The sequence below is a fragment of the Solibacillus sp. FSL K6-1554 genome (assembly GCF_038005185.1).
Taxonomy (GTDB): Bacteria; Bacillota; Bacilli; order Bacillales_A; family Planococcaceae; genus Solibacillus; species Solibacillus silvestris.
This window is the reverse complement of sequence record NZ_JBBOSS010000001.1, coordinates 3559823-3576319: the sequence shown is the minus strand read 5'-3', so window position 1 is coordinate 3576319 and position 16497 is coordinate 3559823. Positions and strand designations below refer to the sequence as shown.

General features: G+C 38.7%; 14 protein-coding genes. 10 read left to right on the top strand and 4 right to left on the bottom strand.

Going from position 1 to position 16497, the window contains the following annotated elements:
• Positions 1-337 precede the first annotated feature (337 nt).
• A complete protein-coding gene (locus MHB58_RS17845; protein WP_340735752.1) occupies positions 338-1999 on the top strand; it encodes an SLC13 family permease in 1662 nt (553 codons plus the stop codon).
• Positions 2000-2042: 43 nt separating this feature from the next.
• Here the strand turns inward: MHB58_RS17845 and MHB58_RS17840 are convergent, their stop codons facing one another.
• The gene (locus MHB58_RS17840; RefSeq protein WP_340735751.1) at positions 2043-3224 is read right to left on the bottom strand and encodes an MFS transporter; all 1182 of its coding nucleotides are present in this window, start codon (positions 3222-3224) and stop codon (positions 2043-2045) included.
• A 157-nt stretch (positions 3225-3381) separates the two neighbouring features.
• Here MHB58_RS17840 and MHB58_RS17835 point away from each other — a divergent pair, with 157 nt between their 5' ends.
• A complete protein-coding gene (locus MHB58_RS17835; RefSeq protein WP_340735750.1) occupies positions 3382-4950 on the top strand; it encodes an alkaline phosphatase family protein in 1569 nt (522 codons plus the stop codon).
• Positions 4951-4982: 32 nt separating this feature from the next.
• Here the strand turns inward: MHB58_RS17835 and MHB58_RS17830 are convergent, their stop codons facing one another.
• Positions 4983-5867, bottom strand: coding sequence for a patatin-like phospholipase family protein (locus MHB58_RS17830; RefSeq protein ID WP_065217605.1), 885 nt, complete (start codon positions 5865-5867; stop codon positions 4983-4985).
• Positions 5868-6256: 389 nt separating this feature from the next.
• On the opposite strand from MHB58_RS17830, the gene MHB58_RS17825 reads away from it, so the two are divergent.
• Genes MHB58_RS17825 through MHB58_RS17800 form a run of 6 tightly spaced genes read left to right on the top strand, consistent with a single transcriptional unit; the run spans position 6257 to position 12175 of the window.
• Positions 6257-7213, top strand: a complete 957-nt coding sequence (locus MHB58_RS17825; RefSeq protein ID WP_340735749.1) for a sugar kinase — start codon at positions 6257-6259, stop codon at positions 7211-7213.
• Between the two features lie 23 nt (positions 7214-7236).
• Positions 7237-7866, top strand: a complete 630-nt coding sequence (locus tag MHB58_RS17820; protein WP_014822664.1) for a bifunctional 2-keto-4-hydroxyglutarate aldolase/2-keto-3-deoxy-6-phosphogluconate aldolase — start codon at positions 7237-7239, stop codon at positions 7864-7866.
• A gap of 3 nt (positions 7867-7869) precedes the next feature.
• Positions 7870-8940 (top strand): mannonate dehydratase, encoded by a 1071-nt coding sequence (gene uxuA / locus MHB58_RS17815; protein WP_014822665.1) that lies wholly within the window; start codon positions 7870-7872, stop codon positions 8938-8940.
• Positions 8940-9776, top strand: a complete 837-nt coding sequence (locus MHB58_RS17810; protein ID WP_340735748.1) for an SDR family oxidoreductase — start codon at positions 8940-8942, stop codon at positions 9774-9776. The genes uxuA and MHB58_RS17810 overlap by 1 nt, the downstream gene beginning before the upstream one ends.
• 3 nt (positions 9777-9779) lie before the next feature.
• Positions 9780-10778 carry a LacI family DNA-binding transcriptional regulator gene (locus MHB58_RS17805; protein WP_340735747.1) on the top strand — a complete coding sequence of 333 codons (999 nt, stop codon included), beginning with the start codon at positions 9780-9782 and terminating at the stop codon, positions 10776-10778.
• 59 nt (positions 10779-10837) lie between these two features.
• Positions 10838-12175: a gluconate:H+ symporter gene (locus tag MHB58_RS17800; protein ID WP_014822668.1), complete on the top strand. Its 1338-nt coding sequence runs from the start codon at positions 10838-10840 to the stop codon at positions 12173-12175.
• Positions 12176-12221: 46 nt separating this feature from the next.
• Here the strand turns inward: MHB58_RS17800 and MHB58_RS17795 are convergent, their stop codons facing one another.
• The gene (locus MHB58_RS17795; RefSeq protein WP_340735746.1) at positions 12222-12467 is read right to left on the bottom strand and encodes a hypothetical protein; all 246 of its coding nucleotides are present in this window, start codon (positions 12465-12467) and stop codon (positions 12222-12224) included.
• A 230-nt stretch (positions 12468-12697) separates the two neighbouring features.
• Between MHB58_RS17795 and MHB58_RS17790 the strand changes: the two genes are divergently transcribed.
• Together MHB58_RS17790 and MHB58_RS17785 are read left to right on the top strand one after the other, a co-directional pair.
• Positions 12698-14095, top strand: coding sequence for a hypothetical protein (locus tag MHB58_RS17790; RefSeq protein ID WP_340735745.1), 1398 nt, complete (start codon positions 12698-12700; stop codon positions 14093-14095).
• Positions 14096-14239: 144 nt separating this feature from the next.
• Positions 14240-15859 carry a multicopper oxidase family protein gene (locus MHB58_RS17785; protein WP_340735744.1) on the top strand — a complete coding sequence of 540 codons (1620 nt, stop codon included), beginning with the start codon at positions 14240-14242 and terminating at the stop codon, positions 15857-15859.
• Between the two features lie 60 nt (positions 15860-15919).
• Here MHB58_RS17785 and MHB58_RS17780 read toward each other — a convergent pair whose 3' ends face one another.
• Complete coding sequence (locus tag MHB58_RS17780) at positions 15920-16480, bottom strand: DUF3298 and DUF4163 domain-containing protein (protein WP_008405623.1); 561 nt, start codon at positions 16478-16480, stop codon at positions 15920-15922.
• Positions 16481-16497: the final 17 nt, after the last annotated feature.

Here is a 16497-nt window from a genome sequence, read left to right as displayed (position 1 = left end):
TTTTTAGGCATTTCATGCGAGTTTCTAATTTTGAAAGAAATAAATATTTTCTTATAGAGAGTAAATTTATTTGTTTTGCTATTAATATTTACTTTTTTAATATAATATTAAAGTGTTATATAACAATGCTTCATGTATAAAAATACTATTTAAATCGATTAAATAGTGGGATTTTTTGTATATTTTCCTCTTAATATTCATTTGTATACTTAAATCGAAATATTTTAAATACTATTGCTTTTTTTCTTAACCTAAGTAAAAATGTAAAAGGTAATAACAATCTAGCATCAAAAATGGGTATAAGGCTAGTTATAATCAAATTTTAGGGGGTAAGGAATTGTTTTCAACAACTTGGAATCGGTTATGGGAAATGCATGATCAAGTAAAAGACATGTTTACTTTTTTCATAAAACCAAATTCTTCAAAGGTCGTATCAAAGGGTGTTACCGGAAAGTCTGGTAACGAAAACTCAGGTAATGGTGGTGGATATACGCCTCGCAGTTATACAACAGCGCAGATGATTGGTCTATTTTTAGGTCCACTGCTTTTTGTTTTAACATTATTGTTCTTCCAGCCAGAAGGTCTCTCAACAGAAGCAAGGGGAGTATTGGCAAGTACTATTTGGATTGCGACATGGTGGATTACGGAAGCGATTCCGATTCCGGCAACATCGTTATTGCCGCTCGTATTGTTTCCATTAACGAATAGCTTGGATATGAAGGTGACAGCATCTTCTTATGGGGATGAAACGATTTTCCTGTTCATGGGTGGATTTATCATCGCTCTTGCAATGGAGAAATGGAACTTACATAGACGTATAGCAATTTCAATTATTTCAATGGTCGGTACAAATATGGACCGAATTGTTCTAGGATTTATGATTGCAACAGGATTTTTATCGATGTGGATTTCTAATACCGCTACAGCGATGATGATGATTCCAATTGGACTTGCCATCATCAACCAAGTTGCAGACGGATTAAAAAATGACCCGTCGATTGATACATCTCCACAGCGTTTTGCATTTGGTAAAGCATTGATGCTCGGAATTGCATATTCTGCCTCACTTGGTGGAATCGCCACATTAATCGGTACACCGCCAAATACATTGCTTGCTGGAGCGATTAATAAAATGTATGGCATTGAACTATCATTTGCTGGTTGGATGCTGTTTGGTGTACCATTTGCATGGATTTTTATTTTTGTGACATGGATTTACCTTGTTAAAATTGCGTTCCCATCAAAATTAAAAACAATGCCTGGTGGACGTGCTGTTATTGATAAACAGAAAAAAGATCTTGGAGAAGCATCATTCGAAGAGAAACTTGTATTCATAGTCTTTGCATTAGCTGCATTTTCTTGGATTACGCGTACATTTTTACTGAGCAAATTTGTCGACGGTTTAACAGATGGTATGATTGCTGTTATTTTTGCGCTTGTGTTATTTGCGTTGCCTTCTGCAAACCGTAAAGGAGAACGCTTAATGGATTGGCAAACAGCAGTAAAGTTACCATGGGGCATTCTGCTACTATTCGGTGGAGGGCTTGCAATTGCTTCCGGTTTTGTAGGAACGGGCTTATCTGAGTGGATTGGTACACAACTTATGGGGCTTGAGGGCGTAAGTGTTATCGTCCTGATTTTCCTTGTAGCAGCACTTGTTCTTGGTTTAACTGAAATTACTTCAAACACTGCAACTGCTTCTATGATGTTCCCGATCATGGCATCGCTGGCTGTAGCGCTAGGAGTTCATCCATACGCATTAATGATTGCTGCTGGTGTAGCAGCATCTTGTGCATTCATGCTACCAGTAGCCACACCGCCAAATGCGGCAGTTTTTGGATCAGGGTATATTAAGATTAAGGACATGATGAAGGCTGGATTTGCACTGAATTTGTTTGGTGTAGTATTCATCACACTGACCATTTATTTCCTGCTTCCAATTATGTGGGATATTGATCTGAATTCAGTACCGGAAATGTTTAAAGTAATGAATAAGTAATTCAAAAAAGGTGAAATCGAAAAGATTTCACCTTTTTTATGCTTTAATTATCGTTATATACGGTCATTTTCTTACTTCCAATTAAATAGATGATTAAAATAAGAATCATAAGTACCGCAGAAAAACTGAAGGTCATGCCGTAGCCAACTATACTTGCTATAAAACCTAATCCTACTGAACCAATAGCTAAACCGGAATCGATAAATATAAGAAGCATCGAATTGGCTGTTGCCTTTTTCTCCGGTGGAACAAGTGTTAATGCCCAAGCTTGAATAATGGGATGAAGAATAGCAAAAGCAATTCCGAACAGTACACCTGACAGTAAAACCATGATCAGGTTAGTTGAAAAGCCTAATACAACCAACCCGACAGCACCTGAAACTGCAGCCGGAATAATGAGAATTCTATGCCCGAACTTATCGAAAATCTTACCGGAGAAAGAACGGATGATCACCATTGTAATTCCTTGAGCAATAAAAAACTGTGATATGCTTGCCCCTACATTAATTTCTTTCCCAAATGCCCCCATAAAGTTCACAATCCCTGCAATCGTCATATAATTGAATGCTACTAAAATAGACGGAAGAAGAACACGTTTATCGAACATATATTTATAGAACGGCTCTTTATTTCTCTCCTTTGGATGTTCCTTTTCAACTTTCGTATTTTTTGTAAAAAGACTGCACACAAATGAAAATGCCATAAGACCTAATGTTAGTACCATCATAGACTGGAATGAAAAATTTGCTAAATAGGAAATAGCAATAAGAGGCCCAATTGTTGTCCCAAGGCTCGTAGACATTGCAAAGAAAACAATTCCTTCACCTAAGCGGGACTTTGGCACAATAGTACTGGATATAGTAAACACCAAATTTGTAAGCATGCAAAATCCAATCCCTTGAAGAGCTCTAATGACGATTAAAAATCCGATTGAATCATTGACGAAAGTGAGGGCGATTGTTCCTATAAAATAAAGCAAAGAAATAATCAGCAGCAATTTCATATTAATTTTTTGGATAATTATACTAGCGAAGAAGCGTGTAATCAGGGATGCAGTCATTAAAGTTGTCGTCATAATTCCTGCAATTGCAGGGTTCTCACTAATCGTGGCTACATAAATTGGAAAACCTGCTGTAATCATATAAAAAGAAACGAACATTATTAAAGACAGTAAAATAATTATTAAGTATTGGTTTGTCCATAGTTTGACTTTTGTATTATTCATGATGGAAAAACCACCTTTCAAGGCAATATGATAGCAATATTAATTACTTTGCCCATTTCAAAAAAAATTATTTCAGGCCAGGATTTGTTATTAGCGGCATACATTCATAAAGTTCAAACCATACTATTCTTTATATAATTAATTTGAAGGTGACACGATGAAACGAAAATTAATAGTTGCAGCAATCTTTGTTGCTGTTATCTGTGCTAGTTTTTTATTAGCGCTTTCAATTTCCCCATTAAAAAAACTGGAAGGTCAAATAATGAAAAACCCGAATAAACCTGTAGTTCTCATTGTCGTAGATTCCTTAATGAATGAACCATTGCAAAAAGTGATAAAAGAAGGTGATGCACCTGCTTTAGCATATTTAATGAACAACGGACAGCTGCATCAGGAAATGATTAGCTCTTATCCGACGATGTCAGTCACGATTGACAGTACGTTACTAACGGGTACATATCCAGATCAGCATCAAGTGCCGGGATTAATCTGGTTTAAAGAAGATGAAAATCGAATGATTAGCTACGGCAGCGGAATCGGCGAAATCTGGAGTAATGGAGTTAAAAATGTTGCTCTTGATAGTGTTGTCCATTTGAATAGCAGCCATTTAAGTAAAGAAGTGCAAACAATCCATGAAGAGCTGGCTCATCGGAATCTTTCTTCAGCTTCGATCAACGGTCTATTATATCGTGGAAATTTTCAACATCGCTTAAATATACCTAAATTAATTACGGTAGTAGATCTTTTGCCGAAAAATATTGATGTTAATGGTCCTGCAATATTTTCACTTGGAACGTTATCTCAATATAATTCAGAAAATAATCGTTATAAATTTGTATGGAATCGTTTAGGTGTCAATAACCAATTTACTGCGAATGAACTGAATTACTTGATTGACCGAAAAATGTTACCGCCCTTTACACTTGCCTATTTACCGGATGCAGATGCTTCTATACACAAACACGGGCCTGAAGATTTAAAGGGAATACAGAAAGCGGATCAAGCAGTACAAAACATTCTAAATTGCTTTCCATCATGGGAAGAGGCTATACAAGAAGTAACTTGGATTATACTGGGCGATAGTGGTCAATCGATTGTAACTGATGATAAAGAAACGGCATTAATTGATTTAAATCAGTTATTGAAGGATTATACTTTTTGGGAAAGGAAAAATCCGAATGCCCAACTTGCTGTCGCTGTTAACGAGCGTATGTCATACATTTACTTAACTGACCCCCAAGTTGAGCTATCGGAAATTGTAAATGTTTTAAAAGAGGATGAGCGAATTGGCTTTATCGCATGGAAGAGTGGACAAACAAACTATGTTGTCAGCCCACAAAGTGACGGAGAGTTAGAATTTTCAAGAGAAGGTAAATTTATTGATGAATATAATCAAGCATGGCGAATTGCTGGCGATGCCTCAATTTTGGATTTAAACATGACGAAAGAACAACGTATTGTATATCAGGATTATCCAGATGCACTTGCAAGGCTGCATGGAGCGCTTCATTCACAGGAAGGGCGTGTTATTATCGTGGATGCTAAACCATCTTATGAGTTTATTGAAAAGCATAGCCATGACCATGCGGGTGGCGGCGCACATGGATCTCTTCATAAAGTAGATTCGATTGTTCCGATTATAGTGACTGGGGAAAGTGAATTACCTGAATCTGATCGACTAGTTGATTTGAAAAAGTGGATACTTCAATTACTGGGTGAATCATAACTATGAAAGCATCCAGTTTTTTATTGGGTAATTTACCAAACTGGAGACCAGGTTTTTAAAAATTGAATTGTCCGCTCTTTTCCGATGCCCATTAATTTATTTTTTGTCGCTTCATCTAAATCAAATTGGGTTGCACTATATTCTTCAACCGGAATAAAGATAATATTCTTCTCGTGTCTTCGAGAAATATACCGATTATCATGAGCATTTTGCATCGTACTAAATAACGCTTCAAATAGTTGAATTCCATTATTAATATCATGAGGTTTCTTATCCTCGCTTGAACTGCTAAGCTTCATTCCAAGAACGGGCCGTACTCTATTTCCATTATCATAAATCCACATTGGGAAATTACTTAAAACACCACCATCTACAATAACAGACTCCCTTCTCCCATTTTTTAAATAGACAGGCTCAAAGAAGAATGGAAGACCGCAACTCATGCGTAAAGCGCGGGAGACCGGAAAACTTTTGGGATCTATATTATAGTGATGCAAATCATCCGGGAGAACAAGAATCTTGCCGTTTGTTAAATCGGAGGCTACTAGTTTTAAAATGCCCTTTGGTAAATCTCCGAATGTGTAGATGCCTTTTGTCGCAAGTTTTTCGAGAAACCAGTTTTCCAAGGATTTACCACGATACAAGCCCATTCTTTTATATAAATTAAGCCATTTTAAAAACGGTAACTCGATTATGAATTTCGGGGGATCGAGTAAAACCTTTAAATTTAGTTCATCAAAAATTTCTTCAAGTTCCTTTGTATTAAATCCCGCAGCGATAAAAGTTGCCAATATGGCTCCGGCACTTGTACCGGCTACACGTTCGAACTTCACACCCTTTTCTTCGAGCGCCCGAATGGCACCTACATATGCAAAGCCTTTAATACCGCCGCCTGAAAAAACCCCGTCTACAATCATTCGTTCTCTCCTTCCTTATAATCATTTAGAACGTTCAATACATTTCCGGCTAGAAGTTAGCAGCTTTGGTATTTTTATAATGATTTTTTAAATTTGATGTCATAACAGTATATGATATTAAAAATAAAATGGGCTTATTAATATTAAACAAAATTGCTATCCCGTAAATTTAATCGCCAAAAAGTTAAAAAGAAATTTATGGCCTGAAAAAGCGTATTGAGTCCTTATATAACAGCATTCAGTACTATCAAAAAACACTTTACATTTAAAATATTCTAAATTTTACTATTGAAATGAAAGCACTTTCAATGTAAGATTTGAATAATTCAAATTACTAAACCGGTTTAGTAAAATATTTAGCTTAAAAGTTTTCTCAAGGAGGAATAATTTTGACTACAAATCCAACTGTTTTTACATTAGGAGATGCATTAGTTACGTTTAACCCATCCGAAACAGGTCCGCTTCGTTATGTGCAAAGCTTTGCTAAGAAAGCGGGTGGGGCAGAGTTAAACTTTGCTATTGGTTGTGCCCGACTTGGATTGCAGTCGAAATGGATGAGTCGCCTAGGTAATGATGAATTCGGTAAAGGCATTTACAAGTTTGCTCGCGGAGAAGGCATTGATGTATCGGAAGTTGAGTTCGTTGATGGGTATCCGACATCTCTGAATTTTAAAGAAATCCGCGAAGACGGTTCCGGAAAAACGTTTTACTACCGCTATCAATCTCCGGTATTAACAATAGAACCGGAGCATATTACGGACGAATTGTTGAATGGCGTGTCGATTGTCCATTTAACAGGTGTATTTTTGGCAATCGCACCAAAGAATCTGCAAATTGTACTAGCTGTACTAAAAAAGGCGAAAGAAAAAAATATAAAGATTTCATTCGATCCGAATATTCGACTAAAACTATGGACGATTGAAGACGCTCGTAAAGCATATGAGCAAATTTTCCCTTATGTAGATATTCTGCTGGCAGGAATGGAGGAAGTGGAGCTTATTCAACATGATGTAAGCAAACCAGCACTGGAAGCTTTCGCAAAGCAGCACGGAATCGGACAACTTGTTATTAAAGACGGAGCCAATGGTGCAAAGCTTTATTCAGAAAATATGTGGCATGAAAAGGAAGCTTTCAAAATCACTCCAATTGATACAGTAGGTGCCGGAGACGGGTTTGATGCAGGCTATATATACGCAGCTCTTCACAATTATTCACCAATAGAAAGTCTTACGTTTGCGAATGCGGTGGGTGCGCTAGTAACGACTGTAAAAGGTGATAATGAAGGATTGCCGGAACTACAGGAAGTGCTCGACTTTATGAACAATAAAAAAGCAATTGAACGTTAATCATATAAAAGGGAGATGAACATATGGTAAAGGCTGAAACATTAGCAGCGATTACAAGTTCGAAAGTAGTAGCAGTGATTCGAGGAAGTTCAGCAGAAGAAGCAATCGCTCTTTCTAATGCAGCGATTGAAGGGGGCATTCATTTAATTGAGCTCACTTATACAACGCCAAATACGCAGCAAGTACTGGAAACATTCCGCAATTCTGATGCAGTAGTAGGTGCTGGGACGGTGCTTGATGCGGAAACAGCTCGTCATGCAATTATGAATGGGGCAAAGTTTGTTGTAGGTCCACAGTTCAGCAAAGAAGTAGCAAAAGTATGCAATCGCTACGCTATTCCGTATTTCCCTGGTTGTATGACGATTCAGGAAATGGTATCGGCACTTGAGTATGGCTGTGATGTGATTAAATTATTCCCTGCAAATAACTTTAAGCCATCGTTCATTAAGTCTGTTAAAGGTCCATTACCGCATGTACAGATTATGCCGACTGGTGGCATAAATACTGACAATATCGGTGAATGGCTTGATGCGGGAGCAATCGCAGTAGGGATTGGCAGTGATTTAAATAAAGCTTATGCAACAGGCGGACATGCAGCAGTAGTAGAAGCGAGCAGAAAATATGTAGAAGCAGCAAAACAAGGAGAGGTGTAAAAGATGAATATTACATTTCGCTGGTACGGAAGAAACAATGATACAGTAACGCTCGACCATATCCGTCAGATTCCGAATGTTAAAGGAATTGTTTGGGCATTGCATCAAAAGGCAGCAGGCGAGCTTTGGACGAAAGAAGAAATTAAAGAAGAAGCAGAGTATATACAGTCAAAAGGTTTCCATATTGATGTTGTTGAAAGTGTCAACGTTCATGAAGATATTAAGCTCGGTCTTGGTAATCGCGATTTATATATTGAAAATTATAAACAGACAATACGGAACTTGGCGGAAGTAGGCGTTAAAGTAATTTGTTATAATTTCATGCCGATTTTCGACTGGACACGTACAGATATGTTCCACCCGCTTGAAGATGGGTCGACAGCACTTTATTTCGATAAAGAAAAAGTACAAAGTCTTGATCCGCAGCAGCTTGTAAAAACGGTTAGTGAAGCTTCTGATTTAACTTTGCCAGGTTGGGAGCCTGAACGTATGGCCCGTATCGCGGAACTTTTCGAAGCGTATAAAGAAGTGGATGAGCAAAAGCTATGGAACAACTTACGTTACTTTTTAGATGCCATTATTCCTGTTGCAGAAGAGGTTGGAATACGCATGGCAATCCATCCGGACGATCCGCCGTATTCAATTTTTGGCTTACCTCGCATCATTACAGGAGCAGCAAGCTATGAAAAATTAATCGAGATCAATGATTCTTTAGCAAACAGTTTTACATTCTGCTCTGGATCGATGGGTGCATCACCGGATAATGACATGGTCGCAATTGCCGAAAAATATGCATATCGTTCACCGTTTGCCCATATTCGTAATGTGAAAATCTACGAAAATGGCAGCTTTGCAGAAACTTCACACTTTACATCAGATGGTTCAATTGATATTAAAGGGATCGTTAAAACATTACATGAACAAAATTATACAGGGTATGTACGTCCGGATCATGGCCGTCACTTATGGGGAGAAGTTTGTCGCCCTGGCTACGGTTTATATGATCGTGCACTCGGTATTATGTATTTAAATGGTTTATGGGATGCTTACAGCGAACAAACAGGAGGCAAATAATGATTCCAATACACGAAAATTTAGCAAATAAAGTAGCAGTAATTACAGGTGGCAGCGGTGTTCTATGCTCAAAGATGGCACAGGAATTGGCACGCCAGCAAGTAAAGGTGGCGATTATCGGTCGTACTGAGTCAAAGGTCGAAGCAGTTAAAGAGGAAATCGTTGCAGCAGGGGGGACTGCTGTGGCAATAACTGCTGATGTACTTAACAAAGATTCTTTACTTGCAGCAAAAGAGCAAATTCTTGAGCAGTTTGGACGTATTGATTTTTTAATTAACGGTGCAGGCGGAAACCATCCGGATGCGATTACCGAAAAAGAATATTATGAGGCGAATTCCACTGGTCTTTCATTTTTTGACTTGCAGGAAAATGGCTTTTCCGATGTATTCTCTTTAAATTTCACAGGAACATTCCTGGCATGCCAAGTATTTGGAGAGGCACTTTTACAGGCAGAAAGTCCAGCCATCATCAACATTTCATCGATGAGCGCATACACACCATTAACGAAAATCCCTGCGTACAGTGCAGCAAAAGCGGCGATAAACAACTTTACAAGCTGGATGGCTGTTCACTTTGCTGAAACAGGCTTACGTGTAAATGCAATTGCACCTGGATTTTTCATTACCCAGCAAAATAAAGATCTGCTCGTTGATGCAGAAGGAGAGTACACAGCACGTTCAAAAAAAATTATTGAAGCAACACCGATGAAAAAATTTGGTGAGCCAGATCAATTATTAGGGGCTCTGCTATTTTTACTGGACTCTTCTTATTCTTCGTTTATTACGGGTACAACAATTGCAGTAGATGGTGGCTTTAACGCGTATTCGGGGGTGTGATATTTGAAAAATGTCACGATTTCCGATGTCGCAAAGCATGCGGGGGTTTCTAAAAGTACTATTTCACAATATTTGAATGGCCGCTATGAATATATGAGTGAGCATACCCGAAAAAAAGTGGAATATTCCATTCGCGAGCTTAATTACCGACCAAATATTATTGCTCGTAGTTTGTCGCAAAAATCTACTTTTACTGTTGGGATTATTGTCGCGAATATTTTACATTCATTCTCCACTCATATTATTCGCGCAATTGAATTGAACTTTAATAAACACGGCTTTCATACAATTGTATGTAACGCTGACGACGAACCTGAGAAAGAACGGCAGTATATTGAAATGCTCATGGCAAAACAGGTGGATGGGATGATAATCTTTCCTACTGGCGACAATTTGGATTTATATGAGCAAATGAAAAAGAAAAAATATCCGATTGTTTTTATGGACCGTACGATAGAGGGCTTAGGAATTCCCTCTATTTTACTGGAAAATGAACAGGCGGCAGAAGTGGCGGTAAAGGCATTGACCGATAACGGGCATAGCCGGATTGCCATACTGACCGCACCGGTAACACGTAATATTACACCACGGCTGGAGCGAATTGAAGGTTATAAAAAAGCTTTAGTGAGTAGAGGCATACAAGTACGGGATGAATATATACATAGTGTCGAAGTCGAAGAAATGAAAGTATCTCTTCGTAATATGTTTGAACTGGATCAGCGGCCGGAAGCGATTATCGCAGGCAGTGACCGTGTATTAGTCGAAATCTTAAACTTTGCAAAAGAGCATCAACTTGTCATTCCAAAAGATTTAGCTGTTATTGGAATAGATGATGTGTCATTTGCAAACTTGTTTACACCCCAACTTACGACCATTTCACAGCCAACAACAAAAATGGCGAATAAAGCCGTGGAGTTGTTATTACAGCAAATCAAAGGGGAACAAAAGATGTCTAAAACAATCCGCTTTGGTGGCCAACTTAATATGCGTCAAAGTCATTAATACAATAAGCTGTGTTGATAGATAGACTGGATGTACAGCTATTAACCTAGGGGGAAAACATGGATTTCATAGTAGACTATTTACCGATTATCTGGGTCGCACTTGGTGTCGGTTTATTATTATATTTAAACATCGTTGTCAAATTAAATAGTGTATTAGCTTTACTTATTGTTGCAATTCTTGTTGGGGTTTTAAATGGTTTATCATTAACGGATGTTGTGACATCTGTTAAAACAGGCTTTGGGAGCACACTTGGAAGTTTAGCGATTATTATCGGGATGGGTGCAGTTCTCGGGAAGTTAATGGTCGATTCGGGAGCCGCACAACGAGTTGCCTCGACATTGCTTAAAAAATTCGGAGCAAAAAATGTAGAATGGGCAATTTTAATTGTCGGTGCAATTTTCGGTATTTCCGTTTTCTATGAAGTGGCATTTATTATTTTGGCGCCTTTAGTTATTTCAATTGCAATTGAAGCAAAAATGCCTTACTTGCGTTTAGGAATTACGATGGTTGCTGCCGCTACGATGGCGCATAGTATATTCCCGCCACAGCCTGGTCCAACTGCACTTGTAGAAGCATATGGTGCAGATATGGGGATGGTTTACCTGCTGGGGGTTGTTGTAGCTGTACCTGCGATTATTGCTGCGGGGATTATTCTTCCGCGGGTTTTAAAGAATTTGGATTTGCCAATACCTCCATTATTGAAGAAATCTGAAGAAGTAGATCTGGACAAGGCCCCAGGGTTTGGAATTAGTTTATTAATTCCATTATTACCTGCAATTATTATTACAGGTGCTACGATTTACAATATGATTTTCGATAAAGAGTCGGCAGTCGGTCAATTCATCAACTTTTTAGGCAGTGCTGAAATTAGTATGATTCTGGCAGTGCTGATCGCAATTTATGTATTCGGTATCCGTCTTGGCCGTACGATGAAGGAAGTAATGAATTCGTTCTCGGGTGCAATAGAAGGTATTGCAATGATTATCTTTATCGTTGGTTCCGGTGGGGCGTTTAAACAAATCATTTTAGATACAGGCATTGGTGATCTCATTGCAGGTGTGATGCAAAATACGTCCATTAACCCATTAATTATGGCATGGCTGATTACAGCCGTTATTCGTATTGCGACTGGTACCGGGGTTGTGTCGGCAATTACAGCTGCAGGTATTGTAGGACCGTTAATCCATACGTTTGATGTCAATCCAGTCCTGATGGTTTTGGCAACAGCAGCGGGAAGTAATACAATTACACATGTTAATGATGCATCTTTCTGGCTGTTTAAAGAGTACTTTAACTTATCGATTAAAGATACATTTAAAACATGGGGTCTTTTACTATTCACGACATCGATTGTCGGCCTTTGCGTAGTATTAATTTTGGATATATTTATTTAATAATTTTGATTATGGCATGTCCGAAACTTTGTTTCGGACATGTTTTTTACTGTTCCTGTATAAACTGAACCTGCTCAAAGCTGCACTCTTTGCAAACAAGTAAATGCGGACAAATTTCATCTTTTGCAGTATTAGGGTAGCCATCCCCAAGCTTAACGGTATTTTCATCATTATAATGTCCATATGGATCCGAATAATCGGCTACCTTTCCTCCATCCTGCAGTGGACTGTTGCAAGAAGGACAATCCTTGCTGACTTTTTCTAATGCATTGCACAACGGACAAATCGCCATAAACACACCTCTATTTTTATCGTATGTATGCAATATGTCTCTTTTCCACCATTAATTAAACACAAATGCCCGATGAAGTTACATTTAATAATGCCTTACTAACATTGCGTCCCATTTTATAGAATCTAGGCGAATACCATGAAAGATTAAAATATATATATTGGTACTAGGCGCTCACAACCTTTCTTTTTTCTCCATATGCTAAGTAAAAAAGGAAAAGAGGTTGGAGTATGGGAATTGAGATAACAGCTCTCCATTGGATCTATGTTGTTTTTATCATGCTGATCATTATCTTTATGGTGAGGCGCCTGGATACAACATTGATTAGTATTGTGGGGATTTTTGTTATTGCTCTCGTCGCAACAGGGGATTTTGTAGCGTCAATAGGCGGTGTATTTAATAGCTTTGTTTATGCAATTACCGAACTTTTATCTACTATTTTAATTATCTCAATTATCGTCGCCATGAGTCGGGTACTAACTAAAACGGGAATTAACGAAGTAATGATTGCACCTTTTACAAAAATCATAAAAAATCCGACACTAGGATTTTGGACAATCGGGATATTAATGATGATCATTTCCTGGTTTTTCTGGCCATCTCCTGCAGTAGCTCTGCTCGGAGCTGTTTTATTGCCTGTAGCAATACGGGCGGGGCTGCCGGCATTAGGTGTGGCTATGGCGATGAACTTATTCGGTCACGGGATTGCGTTATCCAGTGATTTTATTATTCAAGGTGCACCAAAATTAACGGCTGATGCTGCCGGTCTTCCAGTTGGGGATGTCGTGATGGCAAGTATACCGCTTGTCATAACGATGGGGGTTGTAACGACAGTTGTCGCATTTTACTTTTTGAAACGGGATATGAAGCGCGGCACTATTCCTTTAGTAGGAACGTACGATAATAGTACGGAGCAAGAGCTGGAGCAAACAGAAAATCTATTATCGATGACTCAGAAAAAATTGTTTGCGTTGCTCATTCCGGTTGCCTTTGTATTGGATGTTGTTGCAATGGCTATTTTTGATCTCCAAGGGGGAGATGCAACAGCACTTGTAGGAGGAACTTCTGTATTTATCCTGCTTATTCTTTGTGTTATTGCTTTTAAAAAGAAAGGGCTCGACCAAACGACAAGCTACTTTATTAAAGGGTTTCAGTTTGGTTTTAAAGTATTTGGACCGGTCATCCCGATTGCGGCGTTTTTCTATTTAGGGGATGCAGGTTTCCTTACAATTCTCGGGAATCATCTGCCTGAAACGTCACATGGTATTGTGAATGATCTAGGGATGGGACTGGCGGCACTCGTACCATTAACAACCGAAATTGCAGTTGTAACACTGACGGGCGTAGGAGCCATTACAGGGCTGGACGGATCAGGGTTTTCCGGAATTTCTTTAGTCGGTTCACTCGGAAATTTATTTGGTACGGCAATCGGAGAAGGTACGGCCACATTGACTGCTCTTGGTCAAATTGCGGCTATTTGGGTAGGTGGCGGGACACTTGTTCCATGGGCGTTAATTCCTGCAGCGGCCATTTGTAATGTTAGCCCATTTGAACTGGCACGAAGAAATCTTGTACCGGTAATAATCGGACTAATCGTAACGACGATTGTAGCGCTTTTCATTATCTAACCTGTTGCACGGATATAACAAACCACTCGCTGCAGTATGTTTGCTGTCCGGGAAACTTGAATAAATGTCGGATTTCAAATATTGTGGAACGCCTAATTATATAGAGAATAAAATAGAGTAATAAACAATGAAGGATGGGACAATTTGAAAATTAATGATCAGCCGGTGAACCCAGCAGATCCTGCTACAATATCAAAATTTGAAGATAAACTTGTTATACCGCGAGTTGCAAGATCTAAACCAAACAATAACTATCCGCCTAATTCCTATTATGAAATCCAGATGCTTAAAGCAAGGCATCGATTTCATAAAGACTTTCCTTATACTGATGTGTGGGGCTATGATGGAATCGTTCCTGGTCCAACAATTGAAGCAAAAAAAGATGTTACGACTTATGTGAAATATTTAAATAAACTTCCCGATAAACATTTTCTGCCGGTAGATTACAGTCTGCATGGAGTAAACAATTCTGCAGAAGTCCGAACAGTAGTTCATTTACATGGGGCGAATGTCGCTTCTGCAAGTGACGGGCACCCTGAAGCATGGTATACAAAAAACTATGCTGCTACAGGACCACTATTTAAACAGGAAGTGCATGCATATACGAACCATCAGCCGGGTACGACTATGTGGTATCACGACCATGCGATGGCACTTACAAGGTTAAACGTTGTGGCAGGATTGGCAGGATTTTATTTGCTTCGTGATTCTTTGGAGGAACGATTAAAACTGCCAAAGGGAGAATACGAAATACCATTGCTCATTCAGGATCGCTCCTTTAATGAAGATGGTTCTATTTTTTATCCAACGAAACTTGATCCCCCATTTCCTCTACCTGTACCTGACCAGCTTCCACTGCCGGATCCGACTGTTACGTTAGGCTATGTTGGAAATACAGTTATTGTAAATGGGAAGGTATGGCCATATTTAAATGTTGAGCCAAGAAAATATCGCTTCCGAATATTAAATGGCTCAAACCGTAGAAGTTACAAACTACGTCTCTCAAATGAAGAAGAAATGAACCAGATTGGAACAGATGGCGGATTTTTAGCTGCAACAACGAAAATCATCACAGCTGAATTAAATCCTGCTGAGCGTATAGATGTAATTATTGATTTTAGTAAATTTGCGAATGAAGAAATTTTTCTGATGAATGATGATGAGGAGTTTGCAGATGAACATACGAATGTCATTATGAAATTCATTGTGAACTTACCTCTAAGGCGAGAAGATACAAGCCAAATACCTACATTGTTGGAACCAGCGATGGATTTACATGAGCATCATGCACATACCATTCGTAATCTGCCTTTAACATCTTCTCTAGACCGTTATGGCAGGCTTATGCTCATGCTGGATAATAAAATGTACCATGACCCCGCAACAGAAAAGCCTTCGTTAGATAGTATAGAGATTTGGAACTTTATAAATACGACACCAGTCCATCATCCAATCCATCTCCATTTAGTACAGTTCAAAATATTGGAGCGTAGACCGTTTAATGTAGATCTATATGTTTCGGAAGGGAAATTAGAGTTTACAGGTGAGCCGGAAAAACCGAGAGATTATGAAAGAGGTTGGAAGGATACTGTAAAAGCGGACATTGGAAAGGTAACGAAAATTATTATGCATTGGAAAGAACATACAGGGGATTATATGTGGCACTGTCATTTTCTTGAGCATGAAGATCATGATATGATGCGACCGATTCGCGTTATTAACGATGCCCATCTCGTGCAGCCACCACATATTGATGACCATTAACTAAATTGAAAAAAATGTACTATATTTTGAATGTGAAAATATAGTACATTTCACTTAACTTTAACCGTTAGTTGCCAATCTGCCGAGCGGACCGGATTCGTCGATAATATCAGCCAAATCAAAAACAGAAATCGGAAACATTGGCAGACCTACTACATATGGAGTAATCTCATATAATTGAAAATAAATAACGAGTGTTTTATCTGCAATATAAAAATCCTGATCTGGACTTATACCCCGAAAATCTCCTAATGTCGGGAGGTCCCGCTCCTGTATTTGAATATCGACAAGAGCAGAAAGTCTTCTAACATAGTTGCTGCCCGGTTTAAATAAATCTTTAAGTGTACATAGCTTCTTTTTTTCAATATCAAATGTCAGTGATTGGATTGTCGTCATCCCATGCGCGGCCTTTTGATGATACGTATAATTGGAAAGACTCAAACTTAGCACTTGCCGCTGATTGTTTTTTATTTCGTATAGCCCCAGCATTTCTTCTACAGTTGTCGGCATTTCACCAACTTGCTGTGCAATTTGCTTTTGTACTTGCTCCTTAATCGCCTCATTCATCTCGTTTTCCCATAAATGATCCCACTTGTAAGAAACATGAGGATAATATACCAATTGATTCGGTCCACAAT